15 protein-coding genes are annotated in these 19,466 nt (G+C 67.9%); 10 read left to right on the top strand and 5 right to left on the bottom strand.

Annotation, left to right across the window (positions count from 1 at the left end; genetic code table 11):
• From tuf to rpsL, 4 genes are all read right to left on the bottom strand, one after another.
• On the bottom strand, window positions 1–1,166 hold a 1,166-nt coding region (gene tuf, locus BM252_RS27660), incomplete at its 3' end, for an elongation factor Tu (RefSeq protein WP_093390890.1).
• A 72-nt stretch (window positions 1,167–1,238) separates the two neighbouring features.
• The gene (gene fusA / locus BM252_RS27655; RefSeq protein WP_093390889.1) at window positions 1,239–3,344 is read right to left on the bottom strand and encodes an elongation factor G; all 2,106 of its coding nucleotides are present in this window, start codon (window positions 3,342–3,344) and stop codon (window positions 1,239–1,241) included.
• 111 nt (window positions 3,345–3,455) lie between these two features.
• The gene (gene rpsG, locus BM252_RS27650) at window positions 3,456–3,926 is read right to left on the bottom strand and encodes a 30S ribosomal protein S7 (protein ID WP_093390887.1); all 471 of its coding nucleotides are present in this window, start codon (window positions 3,924–3,926) and stop codon (window positions 3,456–3,458) included.
• A gap of 145 nt (window positions 3,927–4,071) precedes the next feature.
• On the bottom strand, window positions 4,072–4,455 hold the full coding sequence (rpsL, locus tag BM252_RS27645) for a 30S ribosomal protein S12 (RefSeq protein ID WP_025603541.1): 384 nt from the start codon (window positions 4,453–4,455) through the stop codon (window positions 4,072–4,074).
• A 316-nt stretch (window positions 4,456–4,771) separates the two neighbouring features.
• Between rpsL and BM252_RS27640 the strand changes: the two genes are divergently transcribed.
• Window positions 4,772–6,862 (top strand): phosphoethanolamine transferase, encoded by a 2,091-nt coding sequence (locus tag BM252_RS27640; protein ID WP_093390886.1) that lies wholly within the window; start codon window positions 4,772–4,774, stop codon window positions 6,860–6,862.
• Between the two features lie 99 nt (window positions 6,863–6,961).
• On the opposite strand, the gene BM252_RS31895 is transcribed toward BM252_RS27640, so the two are convergent.
• Entirely contained in the window at window positions 6,962–8,734 is a 1,773-nt protein-coding gene (locus BM252_RS31895; RefSeq protein ID WP_245774485.1) for a MutS-related protein, read from the bottom strand.
• Window positions 8,735–8,935: 201 nt separating this feature from the next.
• Between BM252_RS31895 and BM252_RS27630 the strand changes: the two genes are divergently transcribed.
• The 9 genes from BM252_RS27630 (at window position 8,936) to BM252_RS27590 (ending at window position 19,396) form a co-directional block, all read left to right on the top strand.
• Window positions 8,936–9,733: a DeoR/GlpR family DNA-binding transcription regulator gene (locus BM252_RS27630; RefSeq protein ID WP_093390884.1), complete on the top strand. Its 798-nt coding sequence runs from the start codon at window positions 8,936–8,938 to the stop codon at window positions 9,731–9,733.
• 34 nt (window positions 9,734–9,767) lie between these two features.
• Entirely contained in the window at window positions 9,768–11,072 is a 1,305-nt protein-coding gene (locus BM252_RS27625; protein ID WP_093390883.1) for an MFS transporter, read from the top strand.
• Between the two features lie 79 nt (window positions 11,073–11,151).
• Entirely contained in the window at window positions 11,152–12,420 is a 1,269-nt protein-coding gene (locus tag BM252_RS27620; protein WP_093390882.1) for an efflux RND transporter periplasmic adaptor subunit, read from the top strand.
• 44 nt (window positions 12,421–12,464) lie between these two features.
• On the top strand, window positions 12,465–13,181 hold the full coding sequence (locus BM252_RS27615; RefSeq protein ID WP_093390881.1) for an ABC transporter ATP-binding protein: 717 nt from the start codon (window positions 12,465–12,467) through the stop codon (window positions 13,179–13,181).
• Between the two features lie 10 nt (window positions 13,182–13,191).
• Window positions 13,192–14,508 (top strand): ABC transporter permease, encoded by a 1,317-nt coding sequence (locus BM252_RS27610; RefSeq protein ID WP_093390880.1) that lies wholly within the window; start codon window positions 13,192–13,194, stop codon window positions 14,506–14,508.
• 24 nt (window positions 14,509–14,532) lie between these two features.
• Window positions 14,533–15,768, top strand: coding sequence for an ABC transporter permease (locus tag BM252_RS27605; RefSeq protein ID WP_093390879.1), 1,236 nt, complete (start codon window positions 14,533–14,535; stop codon window positions 15,766–15,768).
• A 139-nt stretch (window positions 15,769–15,907) separates the two neighbouring features.
• Window positions 15,908–17,251 (top strand): sigma-54-dependent transcriptional regulator, encoded by a 1,344-nt coding sequence (locus BM252_RS27600; protein WP_093390878.1) that lies wholly within the window; start codon window positions 15,908–15,910, stop codon window positions 17,249–17,251.
• The gene (locus BM252_RS27595) at window positions 17,251–18,657 is read left to right on the top strand and encodes a sensor histidine kinase (RefSeq protein ID WP_093390877.1); all 1,407 of its coding nucleotides are present in this window, start codon (window positions 17,251–17,253) and stop codon (window positions 18,655–18,657) included. Before BM252_RS27600 ends, BM252_RS27595 begins: the two co-directional genes overlap by 1 nt.
• A 217-nt stretch (window positions 18,658–18,874) precedes the next feature.
• Window positions 18,875–19,396, top strand: coding sequence for an FxDxF family PEP-CTERM protein (locus tag BM252_RS27590; protein WP_093390876.1), 522 nt, complete (start codon window positions 18,875–18,877; stop codon window positions 19,394–19,396).
• Window positions 19,397–19,466: the final 70 nt, after the last annotated feature.

The raw sequence follows: 19,466 nt of genomic DNA, 5'->3' as shown, positions 1-19,466 counted from the left end.
CCGGCGCCGACGGTACGACCGCCTTCACGGATAGCGAAGCGCAGGCCTTCTTCCATGGCGATCGGGTTGATCAGCTTGACGGTGATCGACACGTTGTCGCCTGGCATGACCATTTCTTTGTCCGCTGGCAGTTCGATCGAACCGGTCACGTCGGTGGTACGGAAGTAGAACTGTGGACGATAGTTGTTGAAGAACGGGGTGTGGCGACCGCCTTCGTCTTTCGACAGCACATAGATCTCGCCGGTGAAGTGGTTGTGCGGCTTGATCGAGCCTGGCTTGGCCAGAACTTGACCACGCTGGACATCTTCACGCTTGGTGCCGCGCAGCAGCAGACCGACGTTGTCGCCAGCCATACCCTGGTCCAGCAGCTTGCGGAACATTTCCACGCCGGTGCAGATGGTTTTGACGGTGTCGGTGATGCCGACGATTTCGATTTCTTCGCCGACTTTGATGATACCGCGCTCGATACGGCCGGTCACAACGGTGCCGCGACCCGAGATCGAGAACACGTCTTCCACTGGCATCAGGAAGGCGCCGTCAACAGCGCGCTCTGGCGTAGGGATGTACGAATCGAGTGCTTCGGCCAGTTGCATGATGGCTTGCTCGCCCATTGGGCCGGTGTCGCCGTCCAGTGCCATACGTGCCGAACCTTTAACGATTGGCAGGTCGTCGCCTGGGAAATCGTACTTCGACAACAGCTCGCGCACTTCCATTTCGACCAGTTCCAGCAGTTCCGCGTCGTCGACCAGGTCGCACTTGTTCAGGAACACGATGATGTATGGAACGCCAACTTGGCGGGCCAGCAGGATGTGTTCGCGGGTCTGTGGCATTGGGCCGTCAGCTGCGGAGCACACCAGGATCGCGCCGTCCATCTGCGCTGCGCCGGTGATCATGTTTTTGATGTAATCGGCGTGGCCTGGGCAGTCAACGTGAGCGTAGTGGCGCGCTGCGGTTTCGTACTCGACGTGGGCGGTGTTGATGGTGATGCCGCGTGCTTTTTCTTCCGGAGCTGCATCGATCTGGTCGTATGCTTTAGCTTCGCCGCCGAATTTCTTCGACAGAACGGTTGCGATTGCAGCGGTCAGGGTGGTTTTACCGTGGTCGACGTGGCCGATGGTGCCGACGTTGACGTGCGGCTTGGTCCGTTCGAATTTCTCTTTTGCCATTTTATTCTTCCTTAGAACATTGTTTTAGATATGCGGCCCGGGGGATCCCCCCGGCCGCAAAAAATACAAAAATTACTTGGCTTTCGCGGTAACGATTGCGTCGGTAACGTGCTTAGGCGCTTCCGAGTAGTGCTTGAATTCCATCGTGTAGGTAGCGCGACCCTGCGTTGCGGAACGCAGCGAGGTCGAGTAACCGAACATTTCGGACAGCGGCACTTCGGCTTTGATGATCTTGCCACCACCGCCTGGGATCTCGTCCATGCCCTGCACCATACCGCGGCGGGACGACAGATCGCCCATCACGGTACCGGCGTAGTCTTCCGGCGTTTCCACTTCCACAGCCATCATTGGCTCCAGAATGACTGGCGACGCTTTGCGGCAACCGTCTTTGAAGGCCATCGAAGCGGCCATCTGGAACGCGTTTTCGTTCGAGTCCACGTCGTGGTACGAACCGAAGAACAGCGTGACCTTGACGTCGACCACTGGGTAGCCGGCCAACACGCCGGTGTTCAGCGTGCCGCGCACACCCTTTTCAACCGCAGGGATGTATTCGCGTGGCACGGTGCCGCCCTTGATGGCGTCAACGAACTCGAAGCCCTTGCCCGGTTCTTGCGGCTCGATCTTCAGAACCACGTGACCGTATTGACCACGACCACCCGATTGCTTGACGAACTTGCCTTCGGACTCTTCGCAGGTCTTGCGGATCGTTTCGCGGTAGGCCACTTGTGGCTTGCCGACGGTCGCTTCGACGCCGAATTCGCGCTTCATGCGGTCAACGATAATTTCCAGGTGAAGCTCGCCCATACCACCGATGATGGTCTGGCCCGATTCTTCATCGGTCTTGACGCGGAACGAAGGATCTTCCTGTGCCAGGCGGTTCAGCGCCAAGCCCATTTTTTCCTGGTCGACCTTGGTCTTAGGTTCCACGGCCTGTTGAATCACCGGCTCAGGGAAGACCATTTTTTCCAGCGTGATGATCGACGATGGATCGCACAGGGTTTCGCCCGTGGTCGCGTCTTTCAGACCAACTGCAGCGGCGATGTCGCCGGCGTGCACTTCTTTGATCTCTTCGCGTTGGTTGGCGTGCATCTGCAGAATACGGCCAAGACGTTCCTTCTTGTTCTTGATCGGATTGTAGACGGTGTCGCCCGACTTGATGGTGCCCGAGTAGACGCGGAAGAAGATCAGCTGGCCGACGAACGGGTCGGTCATGATCTTGAAGGCCAGCGCCGAGAACTTCTCGGTGTCTTCAGCCTTGCGGCTGGTCGGCTGGTCGTCCTCGTCCATACCTTGAACCGGCTTGATGTCGACCGGCGATGGCAGGTACTCGATCACGCCGTCCAGCATGGCTTGCACGCCCTTGTTCTTGAAGGCGGTGCCGCACATCATTGGAACGATTTCCGAAGCGAGGGTACGGGCGCGGATGGCGGCCTTGATCTCGGCTTCGTTCAGGTCGCCCTCTTCCAGGTACTTGTTCATCAGTTCGTCGCTGGACTCGGCGGCGGCTTCGACCATCTTCAGGCGCCACTCGGCGGCCTGCTCGGCCAGCTCGGCCGGGATTTCGCGGTAGTCGAACTTCATGCCCTGGGACGCGTCGTCCCAATAGATCGCCTTCATCTTGACCAGGTCGACCACGCCGAGGAAGTTCTCTTCGGCGCCGATCGGGATCTGCAGAGGAATCGGGTTCGCCTTCAGGCGGGCACGCATCTGCTCGTAAACTTTGAAGAAGTTCGCGCCGGTACGGTCCATCTTGTTGACGAAGGCCAGACGTGGCACTTTGTACTTGTTAGCCTGACGCCATACGGTTTCCGACTGTGGCTGAACACCGCCCACTGCGCAGTAAACCATGCAAGCGCCGTCGAGCACGCGCATCGAGCGTTCGACTTCAATGGTGAAGTCGACGTGGCCCGGGGTGTCGATGATGTTGATGTGGTGCTCTGGGAAGTTGTTAGCCATCCCTTTCCAGAAGCAGGTGGTCGCCGCGGAGGTGATCGTGATACCGCGCTCTTGTTCCTGCTCCATCCAGTCCATCGTGGCGGCGCCATCGTGGACTTCACCGATCTTGTGGTTCACGCCCGTGTAGAACAGAACGCGCTCGGTGGTGGTCGTCTTACCTGCATCGATGTGAGCGGAAATACCGATATTGCGGTAGCGCTCAATGGGGGTCTTGCGGGCCATAATTAATCCTAAATCTTTTAATGGACAAAACCGAGCACCATTTTTTGACAAAATGAGCCCGGCCTCGAACAACAGATAACAGCCAAGTCCCGAAAGACCCGGCCGATTTTATTAGAAGCGGAAGTGCGAGAACGCCTTGTTCGCTTCAGCCATGCGGTGCACTTCATCACGCTTTTTCATTGCGCCGCCACGGCCTTCGGCCGCTTCCATCAGCTCGCCACCGAGACGCTGTGGCATGGATTTTTCGCTACGCTTGTTCGCGGCTTCGCGCAACCAACGCATCGACAGAGCCATACGACGGACTGGGCGAACTTCGACCGGCACCTGGTAGTTTGCACCACCGACGCGACGGGATTTCACCTCAACCAGCGGCTTGGCGTTGCTGATCGCGGTAGCGAACACTTCGAGCGGATCCTTGCCCGATTTAGCAGCGATGTGCTCGAAGGCACCGTAGATGATGTTTTCTGCGACCGATTTTTTACCGGACAGCATCAGCACGTTTACAAACTTGGCGACATCAGTGTTGCCGAATTTTGGATCTGGCAAAATTTCGCGCTTGGGTACTTCACGACGACGTGGCATATCAATTCCTTTCAATCTTCAGTTGAGGTGCGCTTTATCGCACACTCGCGGACGGCCATCATAGCCCCCCACTTACTCGACCAGATGCGGTCGACTACATTCACTTAGCCTACTGCCACTGAGCGAAACTTGGTTTACAACTCGATTACTTCTTACCAGCCTTAGCGCGCTTGGTACCGTATTTCGAGCGAGCTTGCTTACGGTCTTTGACGCCCTGGGTATCCAGTGCACCGCGAACCATGTGGTAACGCACACCCGGCAAATCCTTAACACGACCGCCGCGCAGCAGAACAACGCTGTGCTCTTGCAGGTTGTGGCCTTCGCCGCCGATGTACGAAATGACTTCGAAACCGTTGGTCAGGCGAACCTTGGCTACTTTACGCAGCGCCGAGTTAGGCTTTTTAGGGGTGGTGGTGTAAACACGGGTGCAAACGCCACGTTTTTGCGGGCTGTTTTCCAGCGCCGGCGATTTGCTCTTCACGGTCAAAGCGACGCGTGGATTGCGAATCAGTTGATTGATGGTTGGCATCGTTCTAAATCCAACAAAATTACAACGTTGATAACCCGGACGGATGTCCGGGGACTAAAACCTAGTCTCGATTTCCTATGCACGGTAGAGGCGCGAACAGCCACTCACGTTGGAGCGGCCACAAAGAGCGTATACGATGTGCAGAATAAATTGAGAACTCGCGAGTATAGACGTGGACTAGCTTGCAGTCAATCTAATTCGCGGCGGACGGCGGCTGGCGCCACGGCCGAGGAGTGTTGCGCGGGGTGCGCAAAAGCTAACTGTCGCCCCGGGAAAGCACAGATAATAGCAGACATTTTTGCCACCTCCGGATTCTATGCGCGTTTCCCTCCGGCCGCTGTTGCGTCCCGCTCCCCTGTTCCTGCTCGCCAGCTACCTGCTGCTCAGCCTCCTGCCCTGGGTGCCGCTGCTGCTCGGCCGCGCGGTCGAGCGCGGCGGCCAGATCGCCGCCGTCGAGCTGATCGCCTGGCTGGCCGTGTGGGCCGTGTTGCAGCGTCCGGCCTGGTTCCACTGCTTGTTGTTGCCGGCCTTCCTGGCCGCGCCGACCGAGCTGTATCTATATGTATTCTACGGCCAGGGCATCTCCACCCACCACCTCGGCATCATCGCCGAGACCAGCCCGAAGGAGGCGCTGGAGTTCCTCGGCCAGAAGGTGTGGCTGATGGGCGGCGTGATGCTCGGCGTCTGTGTCTGGTGGCTGCTGGCCGGCTGGGCCGCCAGCCGCACCCGCGCGCTGGACTGGCGCGGCCGCAGCCGCTGGGCCGCGCTGGCGGCGCTACTACTGCTGGCCGGCGGCTGGGCCTACGGCTGGGAGTTCGGCATCAGCGCCAAGCCGGCCGGCGGCGGCCACGGCGCCGGCGCGGCGCACGCTGCCGGCCTGGCGGCGTCCGGCGCGGCCCCGGCCAGCGGCGCCACCCCGGCCGCCAAGACGAACCCGGGCAGCGGCGTGGCTGCCGGCGGCGTGGGCAGCGGCACGGCAACGGCTTCGAGCCCGGCATCTGCTTTGCCTTCGGCTTCGGCTTCGGCTTCGGCTTCGGCTTCGACCGCCAGCGTGGCCGCCTCCGGCTTCGGCGACGACGCCGACGACGAGTCCGACGAAGGCGAGGAGGACGCCGTCGAGGACAGCAGCCCGCAACACGTCGCCATCGCGGCGGCGCACCGCACCGGCTGGAAGCTGGCGCCGCTGCCGTGGTGGGCGCGCTCGCCGATCGAGTTCGAGGCGATCGGCGGCGCCTGGCCGTTCGGCCTGATGGTGCGCGGCATCGACTTCTATAAGGAGCGCCACTACCTGGCCGAGCTGGGCCAGCGCAGCAGCAGCTTCACCTTCAAGGCGCACCAGCCGACGCCCAACCGCGATCCCGAGCTGGTGGTGATGGTGATCGGCGAATCGTCGCGCTACGACCGCTGGAGCCTGAACGGCTACGAGCGCGAGACCAATCCCCTGCTCAAGCGCGAGGCCAACCTGGTGACGCTGCCGGACGTGATCACGGCGGTGTCGGCGACGCGCCTGTCGGTGCCGGTGATGATCTCGCGCAAGCCGTCGATGCAGAGCCTGAAGGACGGCTTCTCGGAGAAGTCCTTCCTGACCGCCTACAAGGAGGCCGGCTTCAAGACCTACTGGTTGTCGAACCAGATCTCCTTCGGCCAGTTCGACACACCGGTGTCGGTGTTCGCCAAGGAGGCCGACGTGATCCAGTTCCTCAACCTGGGCGGCTTCACCAACAACTCCAACTTCGACCAGATCCTGCTCGACCCGCTGAAGAACGCGCTGGCCGATCCGGCGCCGAAGAAGCTGATCGTGCTGCACTCGCTGGGCAGCCACTGGAACTACAGCCAGCGCTATCCAAAGGCCTTCGACAAGTGGCAGCCCTCGCTGTACGGCGTCGACAGGCCGGTCTACACCGACACCAAGATCAAGCCGCAGCTGAACAACAGCTACGACAGCTCGATCCTCTACACCGACTGGTTCCTGTCGCAGGTGATCGGCCAGTTGAAGGACGGTGGCCAGCTGGCCTCGATGATGTACGTGGCCGACCACGGCCAGACGCTGTACGACGGCACCTGCAACCTGGCCTTCCACGGCCACAACACGCAGTTCGAGTTCCACGTGCCGGCACTGGTCTGGTATTCCGACCAGTACCGCGCCCGCTATCCGGACAAGGTCAAGCAGCTGCTGCGCCACCGCAAGGCCAGGCTGGCGACGGAGAACGTGTTCCACACCCTGCTCGACCTGGGCGACATCGACTACGACGGCGAGCGGCCGGAATGGAGCTTCATCAACAAGCAGTTCAAGCAGCACAAGCGCTACGTCGACAGCTACGGCTGGACCAACTACGACAACGCCACCATCAAGGGCGACTGCCGCGAGGTGATCGACAAGAGCAAGCCGCTCAAGCAGGAGAAGTGAGGCCACCCCGCCAAACACTCAGTGGCGGGCAGGCGCGGCCACATGAGGGTCAGACCCTCAGGGTCTGACCCTGGCGTCGCGCCGGGGTTCGCCAGCACGCTAGGCGGCCTTCTGCAGCAGCACCTGGCCGCAGTCCTGCGGCTCGGCCAGATACTCGCTGAGCCAGTCGAACACGCGCCTGGCCTTGGCGTCGATGTCGGCGCCGAAGCCGCGCGCGCTGAGCAGGGCGATGCCGTTGGTCTCGGCCAGCACGCCGGGCGCGATGCGCAGGCGCGACTGGTCGCCGTCGGGCGCGCTGACGCACAGCGGCGTCAGGCAGTCGGCCAGCAGCGGCGCCAGCACCAGGTTGTGCGAGGAGACGATCACCAGGCCGGAGGCGGCCAGCGAGTGCAGCACGGCCGCCGCCGCCGAGATCGATTCGATGTGGTTGGTGCCACGGAAGATCTCGTCGATGATGAACAGGCCGGGGCCGCGCTCGGCCAGCGCCAGCAACTCGCGGGCGCGGCGCAGCTCGGCGATGTACAGGCTCTCGCCGCTGCTCAGCGCGTCCTCGCCCTGCATGCTCGAATACACCGGCAGCGCAGGCGCGCTGGCCGAGCGCGCGTAGCAGAAGCCGAAGGCGCGCGCGACGATCAAGTTCAAGCCGACGGTGCGCAGCAGCGTGCTCTTGCCGATGCCGTTCTGGCCGGAGATGAAGGCGCCCCGGCCGTCCAGCGCGAAGTCGAGCGGCGCGGCGCGCTCTAATAAGGGATGCACCACCTGCTCGAAGCGCAGGCGCGGCGGCGCCGGGACGGCCGCCGCAGACGGACTCGCGGCGACAGCTGCGGCGGCCGGCGCAACGGCTGGCGGCGCCCCCTCGGATACGCTTGCCGGCGCCGGCGCCGGCGACGACGACGACGCGAACCCACACGCCGCCGACTCGGGCTCGACCCAGCAGTGCTGCGGCGTGGCGGCCAGATGGCGCGCCAAGGCCAGGTCGGCCTCCAGCCGCCCCACCAGCAGGAAGCTGGAGCGCAGCAAGTCCAGATGCAGCAGCACCGTGTCGCGGCTGGCGAAGTAGTGGCGCACGTTCTTCAGCAGCAGCCAGTCGCTGTACTCGCGCACGCCGGGCAGCATGTCGAGCGGCGAGCGGGTGATGGCGCGGTTGATCTTGCCGGCGCGCGCGGCGCCGCCACGCAAGGCCGCCGTGAACGGATCGTCCAGCCGCGCCAGCAGCACATGGCTGCGCAACAGCTGCTGCATGGTGCGCAGCTTGCGCTCCCACTGATCGACCGCGTCGCTGAAGCACATCTGCACGCCGAGCAGCGCCAGCCACACCAGCACGGCGCCCAGCCACAACAGCATCCAGCCGCTGGCCAGGCCGCCGGCCACCAGCAGCAGGAAACCCAGCGGCAGCCAAGGCAGCATGGCGCTCCAACGCGGCGCCGTTCGGTGGGGCGCGTCAAACAATTGTTCGCTGATCTCAACATCTGTTTGCCGCAAGCCCTCGCAGCACTGCTGCAGGCGGGCTTGGCGCGGCGCGTCCAGGCTCAGCGCGCGCACGCGCGCCGCGCCTGCCCCGCCCGTCCCGTCCGCGTCGTTTGACCCGTCCTCCGCACCGGCCGCGCCGCGCAGGCGCTGGTGCAGGATCTGCTGGCCGATGATGCTGGTGGCCGGTGCCAGACGCGCGCTGTACGGCTCGAGCAGCATCTCCTGCCAGGTCTGCTCGTCGACCACGCCGACGGCCGTCGCCGAGGCGGTGCGGTGGTACAGGCCAACGTCGTGGGCGGTGAACGGGTAGTCGGCCAGCGGCGGGCGTTCCGGCGTCAGCAGCGCGATCAGGCGGCCGAGGGCGGTGCTCAGGGAGAGGCGCCAGCGTGGCAAAGGATTCATGCGGGGTTCCATGGTGATGCGGTCGAGCCAAGATGACACCGCTTGCAAAATTAACAAGTGCGACGAAGAAACAAATCATCCCGCCCGCGTGCCGCCGCAGGACGGCGCCCGGCCCAATCCCCAGGGCACGCCATGCACGCTTGCATGTTTATGCACGTTGGTGCACAATTTACCTCATTCATTTGCACGTTTTTTTTTGCCATGTCAGCCTCCATCACATCTATTTCCGCCGTTCGCCTGCCCGAGGAACGCCAACGCCTGATCGTCGAACGCCTGGCCGGCGGCGGCCGCGTACTGGCCGCCGAGCTGGCGCGCGAATTCGGCATCTCCGAGGACACCGTGCGGCGCGACATGCGCGAGCTGGCCGCCGCCGGCCTGTGCGAGCGCGTCTACGGCGGCGTGCTGCCGCTGTCGCCGGCCTCCGGCCCGCTGGTGCAGCGGCTGGAGCAGGCGCGCCCGCGCAAACTGGCGCTGGCCGCCGCCGCCCTGCCCCTGCTGCGCCAGGGCCAGCTGCTGCTGATCGACGCCGGCTCGACCAACGGCGCCATCGCCGAACTGCTGCCGGACAACCTGGGCCTGAGCGTGGCGACCAACTCGCCGGCCATCGCCGCGCTGCTGGCGCCACGGCGCGGCATCGAGCTGATCGTCATCGGCGGCCAGGTCGACTGGCGTTCCGGCGCCAGCCTGGGCGCGCGCGCCGTGCGCGACGTCGCCGCCCTGCGCGCCGACCTGTGCTTCCTCGGCGCCTGCTCGGTCGACGCGCGGCGCGGCATTGGCGGCTTCAGCTTCGAGGAGGCCGAGTTCAAGCAGGCCGCCGTGGCCGCCAGCGACGCCGTCGCGGTGGCCGTCACCAACGAGAAGATCGGCACCGGCGCGCCCTACGGCGTGGCGGCGATGCGCCAGATCGCCTACCTGCTGGTCGAACACGACGCCGACCCGGCGCGCCTGGCCAGCTTCTACGGCGAGGCGACCCAGGTGCGGGTGGCCGACGCCGCCTGATCCCGGCCCCCGCGCCCACCAACCGAAAGCACGCATGCACACCGCCGCAGTCAAACAGGCCCGCTGGGCCACGCTGATGGTCTTCTTCGCCAACGGCCTGGGCATCGGCGCCTGGGCCACGGCGATCCCGCCGCTGAAGCAGGCGCTGGCCCTGTCCGACGCCAGCCTCAGTCTGGCGCTGCTGGCCCTGGCCGCCGGCGCGGTGTGCTGCATGCCGCTGAGCGGCCGGCTGGTGCCGCGCGTCGGCGGCACGGCCGCCGCCACCAAGCTGGCCGGGCTGGCCTTCGCCGCGCTGCTGCCGCTGCCGCTGTGGGTCGACAGCCTGCCGCTGCTGATGCTGGCCACGCTGCTGCTGGGCGGCGCCAACGGCCTGCTCGACGTCGCCATGAACGCCCACGCCAGCACGGTGGAGCGGCGCTGGGGCGCGGCCATCATGTCGTCGTTCCACGCCGCCTTCAGCCTGGGCGGCCTGGCCGGCACCGGCATCGGCGCCGCCCTGCTGTACTTCGACACGCCGACCGCCTGGCTGCTGCTGCCGACGGCGCTGCTCGCCCTGGCGCTGGTGCTGACGGCGGCCGGACGGCTGGACGCGGATGCCGCCGTGGCGCCGCCTTCGGGCGCCGGCATCGGCGCGGCGGCGGATAGCAACCACGCGGCGAGCGCCGCTGCGGCTGCGACCACCGCACATGGCACGCCGGCGCCCTCGCCGACGGCGGCGCGCAGCGCCCGGCTGGCCGTGGCCGGCCTGGCGGCGATCGCCCTGCTGTGCTTCCTGGTCGAGGGCGCGATGGTCGACTGGAGCGGCCTGTACCTGACCAGCACCGGCGCCACGGCGGCCGCCGCCGCCGCCGGCTTCGCCGCCTTCTCCTGCACGATGGTGCTGGGCCGCCTGCTGGGCGACCGCGTGGTGCGCCACTGCGGCAGCCGCCAGGTGATCGTCGGCGGCGCCGCGCTGGCCGCGCTGGGCCTGGGCCTGGCCGGCGCGCTGCCGGCCACCGGCACCATCCTGGCCGGCTACGCGATGGCCGGACTGGGCCTGTCGAACGTGGTGCCGGCCATCTTCAGCGCCGCCGGGCGGACCGGCAGCTCGGCCGCCGCCGGCATCGCCATGGTGGCCAGCATCGGCTACGCCGGCCTGCTGGCCGGACCGCCGCTGATCGGCGCGGTGGCCGCCAACTGGTCGCTGCGCGCCGGCGTCGGCGTGATGGCCGGCGCCGCGCTGTGCGCCGCCCTGCTGACGCTGGCCGTCCGGCGCCGCCCGGCGGACACCGCAACGGACACGGCGGCGGACACCGCAGCGCCCTGCGCGGCCCCGGCGGCGGCGGGGAAAGCCAGCTGAATCAAGCACTTGGGCGCGCCGCGCGGCGCTGGCACGGAAGCTGCATAGATAGACGCATCCTTCGTCCACCGGCAAGCAAATGATCCGCGACACCTCCCATCAAGACACCGTGCTGAACGCGCCGCCGGCACAACGCTACAAGCGCCGCCTGCTGTGGGCCGGCGCCGCCATCGCCCTGGCCGGCGCCAGCGTGCTGCTGCTGGCCGCCTGGCGCGGCAACGAACACTCGGTCAGCGCGGCGCGGCTGCGCATCGCCGCCGTCAGCCGTGGCACGCTGCTGCGCGACGCCGCCGTCAACGGCCGCGTGGTGGCCGCCGTCAGCCCGACGCTGTACGCCACCACGCCGGCCACGGTGACCTTGAAGGCCTCGGCCGGCGACACCGTCAAGAAGGGCGACGTGCTGGCCGTGCTGGAGTCGGCCGACCTGTCGGACGCGCTCAAGCGCGAGCAGTCGAGCTACGCCCAGCTCGAGGCCGAGGTGGCGCGCCAGCACATCCTGGCGCGCAAGCAGAAGCTGCTGGCGCGGCGCGAGGCCGACACCGCCGAGATCGAGCGCCTGTCGGCCCAGCGCGTGCTGGAGCGCTACCAGGCGGTGGCCAACGACGGCATCATCGCCAAGATCGACTTCCAGAAGGCCAAGGACGCGCTCAACTCGGCCGAGATCCGCGCCAGGCACGCCGAGCAGGCCGCCGCGCTGGAGGGCGACAACGTGGCGCTCGAGCTGACCACCAAGGTGCAGCAGCTCGAGCGCCAGCGCCTGACCCTGGCCAACGCCCAGCGCCGGGTCGACGAGCTGACCGTGCGCGCGCCGGTCGACGGCTTCATCGGCACGCTGTCGGTGGCCAACCGCAGCGTGGTGCAGGCCAACGCCGCCTTGATGACGCTGGTCGACCTGTCCAAGCTGGAGGTCGAGCTGGAGGTGCCGGAGACCTACGTGGCCGACATCGGCCTGGGCATGCGCGGCGAGATCACGGCCGGCGCCATCCAGGCCGTCGGCACCCTGTCGGCGCTGTCGCCCGAGGTGGTGAAGAACCAGGTGCTGGCGCGGCTGCGCTTCAACGGCGCCCAGCCGACCGGCCTGCGGCAGAACCAGCGCGTCAGCGCGCGCCTGCTGATCGACGAGAAGCCCGGCGTGCTGCTGCTGCCGCGCGGCCCCTTCGTCGAGGCCGACGGCGGCCGCTTCGTCTACCTGGTGCGCGACGGCGTGGCCGTGCGCACGGCGGTCAAGCTGGGCGCCACCAGCGTGGCGGCGGTGGAGATCGCCGGCGGCCTGCGCCTGGGCGACCAGGTGGTGATCGCCGGCAGCGAGGCCTTCGACAACGCCGCCCGCGTCACCATCCACCAATAAGCAGAAACAAGTCAACCCATTCCACCCGACCCGAAAGGCACGCCATGCTGCGCATGCACAACCTGAGCAAAGTCTACCGCACCCACATGATCGAGACGCACGCCCTGCGCGGCTTCGAGATCGAGGTGAAGGCCGGCGAATTCGTCACCGTCACCGGGCCCTCCGGCTCGGGCAAGACCAGCTTCCTCAACATCGCCGGCCTGCTCGAGGAGTTCAGCGACGGCGAGTACATCCTCGACGGCGTCAACGTCCAGGGCATGGACGACAACGCCCGCTCGCGCCTGCGCAACGAGAAGCTCGGCTTCATCTTCCAGGGCTTCAACCTGATCCCCGACCTGTCGCTGTTCGACAACGTCGACGTGCCGCTGCGCTACCGCGGCTTCAACCGCGCCGAGCGGCGCGAACGCATCGAGGACGCGCTGGCCAAGGTCGGCCTGGCCTCGCGCATGCGCCACTACCCGGCCGAGCTGTCGGGCGGCCAGCAGCAGCGCGTGGCGATCGCCCGCGCGCTGGCCGGCTCGCCCAAGCTGCTGCTGGCCGACGAGCCGACCGGCAACCTCGACACCCAGATGGCGCGCGGCGTCATGCAACTGCTCGAGGAGATCAACGCCCAGGGCACCACCATCCTGATGGTCACCCACGATGCCGAGCTGGCCGTGCGCTCGCAGCGCAACGTGCACATCGTCGACGGCCAGGTGTCCGACCTGGCGCGGCGCGGCGCCTCGCTGTTCGACGGCCAGTCGGCCGTCCACGCGGCATAAGGGGGCGGCCATGTGGCTCTACTACTTCCAACTCGGCCTGCGCAGCCTGCGGCGCAACCCGGCGCTGACCGCGCTGATGGTGTTGACGCTGGCCGTCGGCGTGGCCGCCAGCGTCGCCACCCTGACCGTGCTGCACGTGATGGGCGGCGACCCGATGCCGCACAAGAGCGCGCGCCTGTTCGTGCCGCTGCTCGACAACGGCCCGCTGCAGGGCTACACGCCGGGCGGCGACCCGCGCCAGCGCGACCGCCAGCTGAGCTACCGCGACGCCAGCAACCTGCTGCGCGGCGGCCAGGGCGAGCGGCGCACCGCCATCATCGGCGTGGCGGCGGCGGTGGCGCCGGCGCGGCCCGACCTGGCCCCCTTCGCCGCCTACGGCGTGGCGCCGACCAGCGACTTCTTCGCCATGTTCGAGGCGCCGTTCCGCCACGGCCAGGGCTGGAGCCCGGCCGACGACGCCGCCGGCGCCGACGTCGTCGTGCTCAGCGCCGCGCTGGCCGAGAAGCTGTACGGCACCGCCAACCCGGTCGGCCAACGCCTGTCCATCATGGGCTTCGCCTACCAGGTCAGCGGCGTGCTGGCGCCCTGGCAGGTGGTGCCGCGCTTCCACCGCATCGTCGGCGGCCGTGGCGCCTTCGGCGAGGAGGAGGACTTCTTCATCCCCTTCGCCAGCATGGTGCGCCACCAAAGCGAGCACTACGGCAGCACCAACTGCAACGGCCCGCCGACGCCCGGCTACCAGGGCCTGCTCGACTCCGAATGCACCTGGATCCAGTTCTGGTTCGAGAGCGCGCCGGGCGGACGGGCCGCGCTGCAGGCCTATCTGGACAACTACGCCGACGAACAGCGCCGCCTGGGCCGGCTGCCGCGCCACGCGCCGAACCGCCTGTACAACGTGATGGAATGGCTCGAATTCCTCAAGGTGGTCGGCAACGACAACCGGCTGAGCGCCTGGCTGGCCTTCGGCTTCCTGCTGCTGTGCCTGGTCAACGCCATCGGCCTGCTGCTGGCCAAGTTCTCCGTGCGCGCCGCCGAGGTCGGCATCCGCCGCGCCCTGGGCGCCTCGCGCCGCGAGATCTTCCGCCAGTTCCTCGTCGAGACCGGCGTGGTCGGCCTGGCCGGCGGCGCGCTCGGCCTGCTGCTGGCCTTCGGCGCGCTGGCCCTGATCGCCCGCCAGTCGAAGGAGCTGACGGTGGTGGCCCACATGGACTGGGCCATGTTGGCGGCCACCTTCGCGCTGGCGGTGGCGGCGGCCGTGCTGGCCGGCCTGCTGCCGACCTGGCGCGCCTGCCAGGTGACCCCGGCGCTGCAGCTCAAATCCCAATAAGCCCCTAGAAAAGAGGACAAGACCATGGAAATCCGCCCCATCCTGTCGGCGCTGCTGCGCAGCAAAACCGGTGCCGTGCTGGTCGCCGTGCAGGTCGCGCTCAGCCTGGCCATCCTGGCCAACGCCCTGCACATCGTCGCCGTGCGCCAGGCGGTGGCGGCGCGGCCCAGCGGCGTGGCCGCCGAGGCCGACGTCTTCTCGCTGCAGATCCGCCACCTGAAGGCCGGCAGCCACCAGCAGCAGCTGGCCGAGCAAAAGGCCGAGGCGGCCACGCTGCGCGGCGTGCCCGGCGTGCTGTCGGTGGCCAACGTCAGCCAGTTGCCGATGACGCGCTCGGGCAGCTACAGCGGCGTCGCCGCCAGCCGCGCGCAGGCGCAGGACAGCGGCTCGGCGGCGCTGTACAGCACGCCCGACGGCCTGCTCAAGACCTGGGGCCTGCAGCTGCGCGAGGGGCGCGACTTCGCGCCGCAGGAGGTGCTCGAGGTCGACCAGGACACCAGCGAGGAGTTCGCCAAGACGGTCATCGTCACGCGCGCGCTGGCGCAGCGGCTGTGGCCCGACAGCGCCAGCGCGCTGGGCCAGACGCTGTACTTCGGCACCGGTGACAAGGCCAACGCCAGCGTGGTGGTCGGCGTGGTCGAGCGGCTGCAAACGCCGGGCGCCCAGCTCAAGGGCGACGGCGAGCTCTCGGTCATCGTGCCGATCCGCTACACCGGCGGCAGCGACAGCAACTTCACCCTGCGCGCCGAGCCGGGCCGGCTCGAGCGCACCATGCGCGACGCCGAGGCGGCGGCGCGGGCGGCGGCGGCGGCGCCGGTGATCGTGCGCCTGAAGAGCCTGGCCGAGGTGCGCGCCGACCGCTACCGCGCCGACCGCGGCCTGTCCGGCATGCTGGTCGCCGTCAGCGCGCTGCTGCTGCTGGTGACGGCCAGCGGCATCGTCGGCATGGCCAGCCTGTGGGTGACGCAGCGGCGCAAGCAGATCGGCGTGCGCCGCGCGCTGGGCGCGCGCCGCGTCGACATCCTGCGCTACTTCCTGGTCGAGAACGTGATGATCACCAGCGTCGGCGTGGCCGCCGGCGTGCTGCTCGGGCTGGCGCTGAACGCGCTGCTGGTGAGCCAGCTGGAGATGACGCGGCTGCCGGCGCCCTACCTGGCGGCCGGCGCCGGCGTGTTCTGGCTGCTCGGCCTGGGCGCCGTCTACGGCCCGGCCTGGCGCGCCGCCTCCACCTCGCCCGCGCTGGCCACCCGCAGCGCCTGAGCCACCACCCCCGCGGGGTCAGCCTGCGGGGTCAGTGCCGACATTCGGACATTCACCGCGTGAATGTCCGAATGTCGGCACTGACCCCGGGGGGGAAATCAACGGACCGCGCGCGGTCCGGCAATGTTATTCTTAGCGCATGCCTACCGTACTCATTATCGACGACAACAGCGCCGTCGCCATCGCCCTCGAGGTGCTGTTTTCGCTGCACGACATCGAGGCGCTGCGCGCCGCCGCGCCCGACGAGGGCCTGGCCCTGCTGGAGCGCCACCAGGTCGACCTGGTGATCCAGGACATGAACTTCTCGGCCGACACCACCTCGGGCGACGAGGGCCGCGCCCTGTTCCACGCCATCCGCGCGCGCCACCCCGAGCTGCCGGTGATCCTGCTGACCGCCTGGACCCAGCTCGACGCCGCCGTCGAGCTGGTGCGCTCGGGCGCCGCCGACTACCTGGCCAAGCCCTGGGACGACCACCGCCTGATCGCCACCGTGCGCAACCTGGTCGAGCTGGGCCAGGCCAAGCGCGCCCTCGGCGCGCGCCTGCGCAGCGAGGCGCGCCAGCGCCACGACCTGGAACGCGACTTCGACCTGCGCGGCATGGTCTGGCGCGACGCCGCCACCGAGCGCGTCATCCACCTGGCCTGCCAGGTGGCGCGGGCCGACGTCCCGGTGCTCATTTCCGGGCCGAACGGCAGCGGCAAGGAGGGCATCGCCGCCATCATCCAGGCCAACTCGGCGGTGCGCGACGGCCCCTTCGTCGTGCTCAACTGCGGCGCCCTGCCGGCCGAGCTGGTCGAGGCCGAGCTGTTCGGCGCCGAGGCCGGCGCCTACACCGGCGCCTCGCGCGCGCGCGAGGGCAAGTTCGAGGCGGCCGACGGCGGCACCCTGTTCCTCGACGAGATCGGCAACCTGCCGCTGGCCGGCCAGATGAAGCTGCTGCGCGTGCTCGAGACGGGCCGCTTCGAGCGGCTCGGCTCGAACAGGGAGCGCCAGGTCAAGGTGCGCGTGGTCAGCGCCACCAACGCCGACCTGCCGGCGATGATACGCGCCGGCAGCTTCCGCGAGGACCTGTTCTACCGCCTCAACGTCATCGAGCTGCGCCTGCCGCCGCTGGCGGCGCGCCCGGCCGACATCCTGCCGCTGGCGGCCCACTTCCTCGGCGCCGGCAAGCGCCTGCAGGCCGGCGCCGAGGCGGCCCTGCTGGCCCACCCGTGGCCGGGCAACGTGCGCGAGCTGAAGAACGTGATGGCGCGCGCCGGCCTGCTGGCCGCCGGCGAGTCGATCGGCGCCGCCGACCTCGGCCTGCCGCCCTCGCCGGCCATGGCGGCGGCCGCCGCCGCCGAGGCCGAGCCGGACCGCGACGCCATCGGCCTGGCGCTGCGCCGCGCCGGCGGCGTGGTGGCGCAGGCCGCCGCCGAGCTGGGCCTGTCGCGCCAGGCGCTGTACCGCCGCATGGAGCGGCTCGGCATCGCCCGTCCCTGATGGCCGGCGCCGAGCAGCAGCAGCAGCCCCGGCCGGCCGCCGGGGCCAAGGGCGGCGCCTCGAAGGGCATCCGCCTCTCGCTGCTGACGCGCTGGTCGGCCCTGGTCGGCACCCTGCTGACCGTGGGCATCCTGGTCGCGCTGGCGCTGACCCGCCTGCTGCCGCAACGGCCCGGCCTGGTGCTGGCGCTGTGCCTGCTGTGCGTGCTGCCGCTCGCCGTCATCACCATCCGTGCCCAGCTGGCGCCCATCCTGTCGCTGTTCCGCGCCCTCACCGGCACCGTCACCAGCTACCAGGACGGCGACTTCTCGTTCAGCCTGCACTGGCCGCAGAACGACGAGCTGAGCGACCTGGTGGCGGCCCACAACGCGCTCGGCGCCGTGCTGCGCCAACAGCGCCTCGAGCTGGTGCAGCGCGAGCTGCTGCTCGACACCATGGTGCAGAACACGCCGGTGGCGATGCTGCTGGTGAGCGAGGGCGGGCCGGTGGTGTACGCCAACGTGGCCGCCCGCCAGCTGCTCAACCAGGGCCGCAAGCTCGAGGGCCACCGCCTGGCCGCCGTGCTGGCGCAGGCCGCGCCGGCCCTCAACGAGGCGCTGGCGCGCGGCGGCGACGGCCTGTTCACCAACGGCGCCGGGCTCGGCACCGAGGCGGGCGCCGAGGAGGAGGTGTTCCACCTGGCGCGGCGCAGCTTCAACCTGAACGGCCGCAAACACGAGCTCTTGCTGCTGCGCCAACTGACCCTGGAGCTGCGCCGGCAGGAGGTGCAGACCTGGAAGAAGGTGATCCGCGTCATCAGCCACGAGCTCAACAACTCGCTCGCCCCGCTCACCTCGCTGGCCCACTCCGGCGCCGAGCTGGTGCGGCGCGGCCAGACCGCGCGCCTGCCGCAGATCCTCGCCACCATCGAGGAGCGCAGCCGCCACCTGGAGAGCTTCATCCTCGGCTACGCCCGCTTCGCCAAGCTGCCGGCGCCGCGCCCGGAATGGCAGGACTGGGGCGCCTTCGTCGGCCACCTGGCGGCCCAGGTCGAGTTCGCCCTGGCCGGCGCCCTGCCGGCCGAGCCGGCCGCCTTCGACGCCGCCCAGCTCGAACAGGCCCTGCTCAACCTGCTCAAGAACGCCCACGAGTCCGGCTCGCCGGCCGGCGCCGTGCGCCTCGCCGTGCGCCGCCTGCAGGACGGCCTGCGCATCGAGGTGCACGACCGCGGCCCGGGCATGAGCGAGACGGTGCTGACCAACGCGCTGGTGCCGTTCTACTCGACCAAGCGCAGCGGCACCGGCCTGGGCCTGGCGCTGGCGCGCGAGATCGCCGAGGCCCACGGCGGCCGCATCACCCTGGCCAACCGCGCCGGCGGTGGCCTGACGGTGGCGCTGATCCTGCCACTGTCGGTTTCCTGCAACTAAAATTGTGCTCGGGCTGACAATATTTGGATGTAAATTTTGACATTGATCAGTGCCTCTTTGATAAGTTTCCGAGGCGCCCGCCCTTGTGTTAGGGACAAGCTATTTCGCGGTGACTATCGATTTGAAAATAGCGAATTGACATGACTTTTCCACTGGCGTAACTTGGAATCCGGCACTGACCTTTCGGTGCCGGGTAACACTTTCACGGGGAAGAAAAATGAAACTAAAATCATTACTTTTGGCCGCCATGCTGGCCGCACCTTTCACCGCCGTCATGGCGGAAGACCTCACGCCAAGCGTGCCTTTGGTCGGCGTGCCACCGATGCAGAGCGCCGGCTTCGGCCTGACGCACATGTTCTCGGGCGAGTTCTGGGATACCATCACCTTCACCCCGGCGGTCGGCCCGTCGATGGTCGACGCCAGCCTGGTCACGATCGGCTTCAGCGCCGTCAACAACATCGACTTCCTCGGTGCCACGCTGAACGGCAACCCCTTGATACTGTCCGGTCCGGGCTTCTTTGAATTCGGCGGCATGTTCCCGGCGCCCGCCTCCGGTTCGCTGGTGTTGACCGTGCACGGCTGGGCCGGCGACATGATGATGCACAAGGACACGCCGATCACCGCCTCGTACGCCGGCACCATCAACGTGACCGCCGTGCCCGAGCCGGAAACCTACGGCATGATGCTCGGCGGCCTGGGCGTGCTGGCCTTCCTGGCGCGGCGCCGCAAGTCGTCCTGAGCGCAACCCGGCGCCCAGCTTAAAAGACGCTGCGGCGTCTTTTTTTTTGCGCCGCCGGGGCGGCTGGTAA

It is taken from the genome of Rugamonas rubra (genome assembly GCF_900114705.1).
Lineage (GTDB): Bacteria > Pseudomonadota > Gammaproteobacteria > Burkholderiales > Burkholderiaceae_D > Rugamonas > Rugamonas rubra.
Note: the sequence above shows the minus strand (reverse complement) of the source record. Positions and strands in the feature narration are given on the sequence as shown.

What these genes read in the sequence shown, in the direction of transcription:
- BM252_RS27615 (WP_093390881.1), top strand. Translation starts at nt 12,465, where the DNA reads ATGCTGCGCATGCACAACCTGAGCAAAGTCTACCGCACCCACATGATC.
- BM252_RS27630 (WP_093390884.1), top strand. Translation starts at nt 8,936, where the DNA reads ATGTCAGCCTCCATCACATCTATTTCCGCCGTTCGCCTGCCCGAGGAA.
- rpsL (WP_025603541.1), bottom strand. Translation starts at nt 4,455, where the DNA reads ATGCCAACCATCAATCAACTGATTCGCAATCCACGCGTCGCTTTGACC.
- BM252_RS27595 (WP_093390877.1), top strand. Translation starts at nt 17,251, where the DNA reads ATGGCCGGCGCCGAGCAGCAGCAGCAGCCCCGGCCGGCCGCCGGGGCC.
- fusA (WP_093390889.1), bottom strand. Translation starts at nt 3,344, where the DNA reads ATGGCCCGCAAGACCCCCATTGAGCGCTACCGCAATATCGGTATTTCC.
- BM252_RS27640 (WP_093390886.1), top strand. Translation starts at nt 4,772, where the DNA reads ATGCGCGTTTCCCTCCGGCCGCTGTTGCGTCCCGCTCCCCTGTTCCTG.
- BM252_RS27590 (WP_093390876.1), top strand. Translation starts at nt 18,875, where the DNA reads ATGAAACTAAAATCATTACTTTTGGCCGCCATGCTGGCCGCACCTTTC.
- BM252_RS27625 (WP_093390883.1), top strand. Translation starts at nt 9,768, where the DNA reads ATGCACACCGCCGCAGTCAAACAGGCCCGCTGGGCCACGCTGATGGTC.
- rpsG (WP_093390887.1), bottom strand. Translation starts at nt 3,926, where the DNA reads ATGCCACGTCGTCGTGAAGTACCCAAGCGCGAAATTTTGCCAGATCCA.
- BM252_RS27620 (WP_093390882.1), top strand. Translation starts at nt 11,152, where the DNA reads ATGATCCGCGACACCTCCCATCAAGACACCGTGCTGAACGCGCCGCCG.
- BM252_RS27600 (WP_093390878.1), top strand. Translation starts at nt 15,908, where the DNA reads ATGCCTACCGTACTCATTATCGACGACAACAGCGCCGTCGCCATCGCC.
- BM252_RS27605 (WP_093390879.1), top strand. Translation starts at nt 14,533, where the DNA reads ATGGAAATCCGCCCCATCCTGTCGGCGCTGCTGCGCAGCAAAACCGGT.
- BM252_RS31895 (WP_245774485.1), bottom strand. Translation starts at nt 8,734, where the DNA reads ATGAATCCTTTGCCACGCTGGCGCCTCTCCCTGAGCACCGCCCTCGGC.
- BM252_RS27610 (WP_093390880.1), top strand. Translation starts at nt 13,192, where the DNA reads ATGTGGCTCTACTACTTCCAACTCGGCCTGCGCAGCCTGCGGCGCAAC.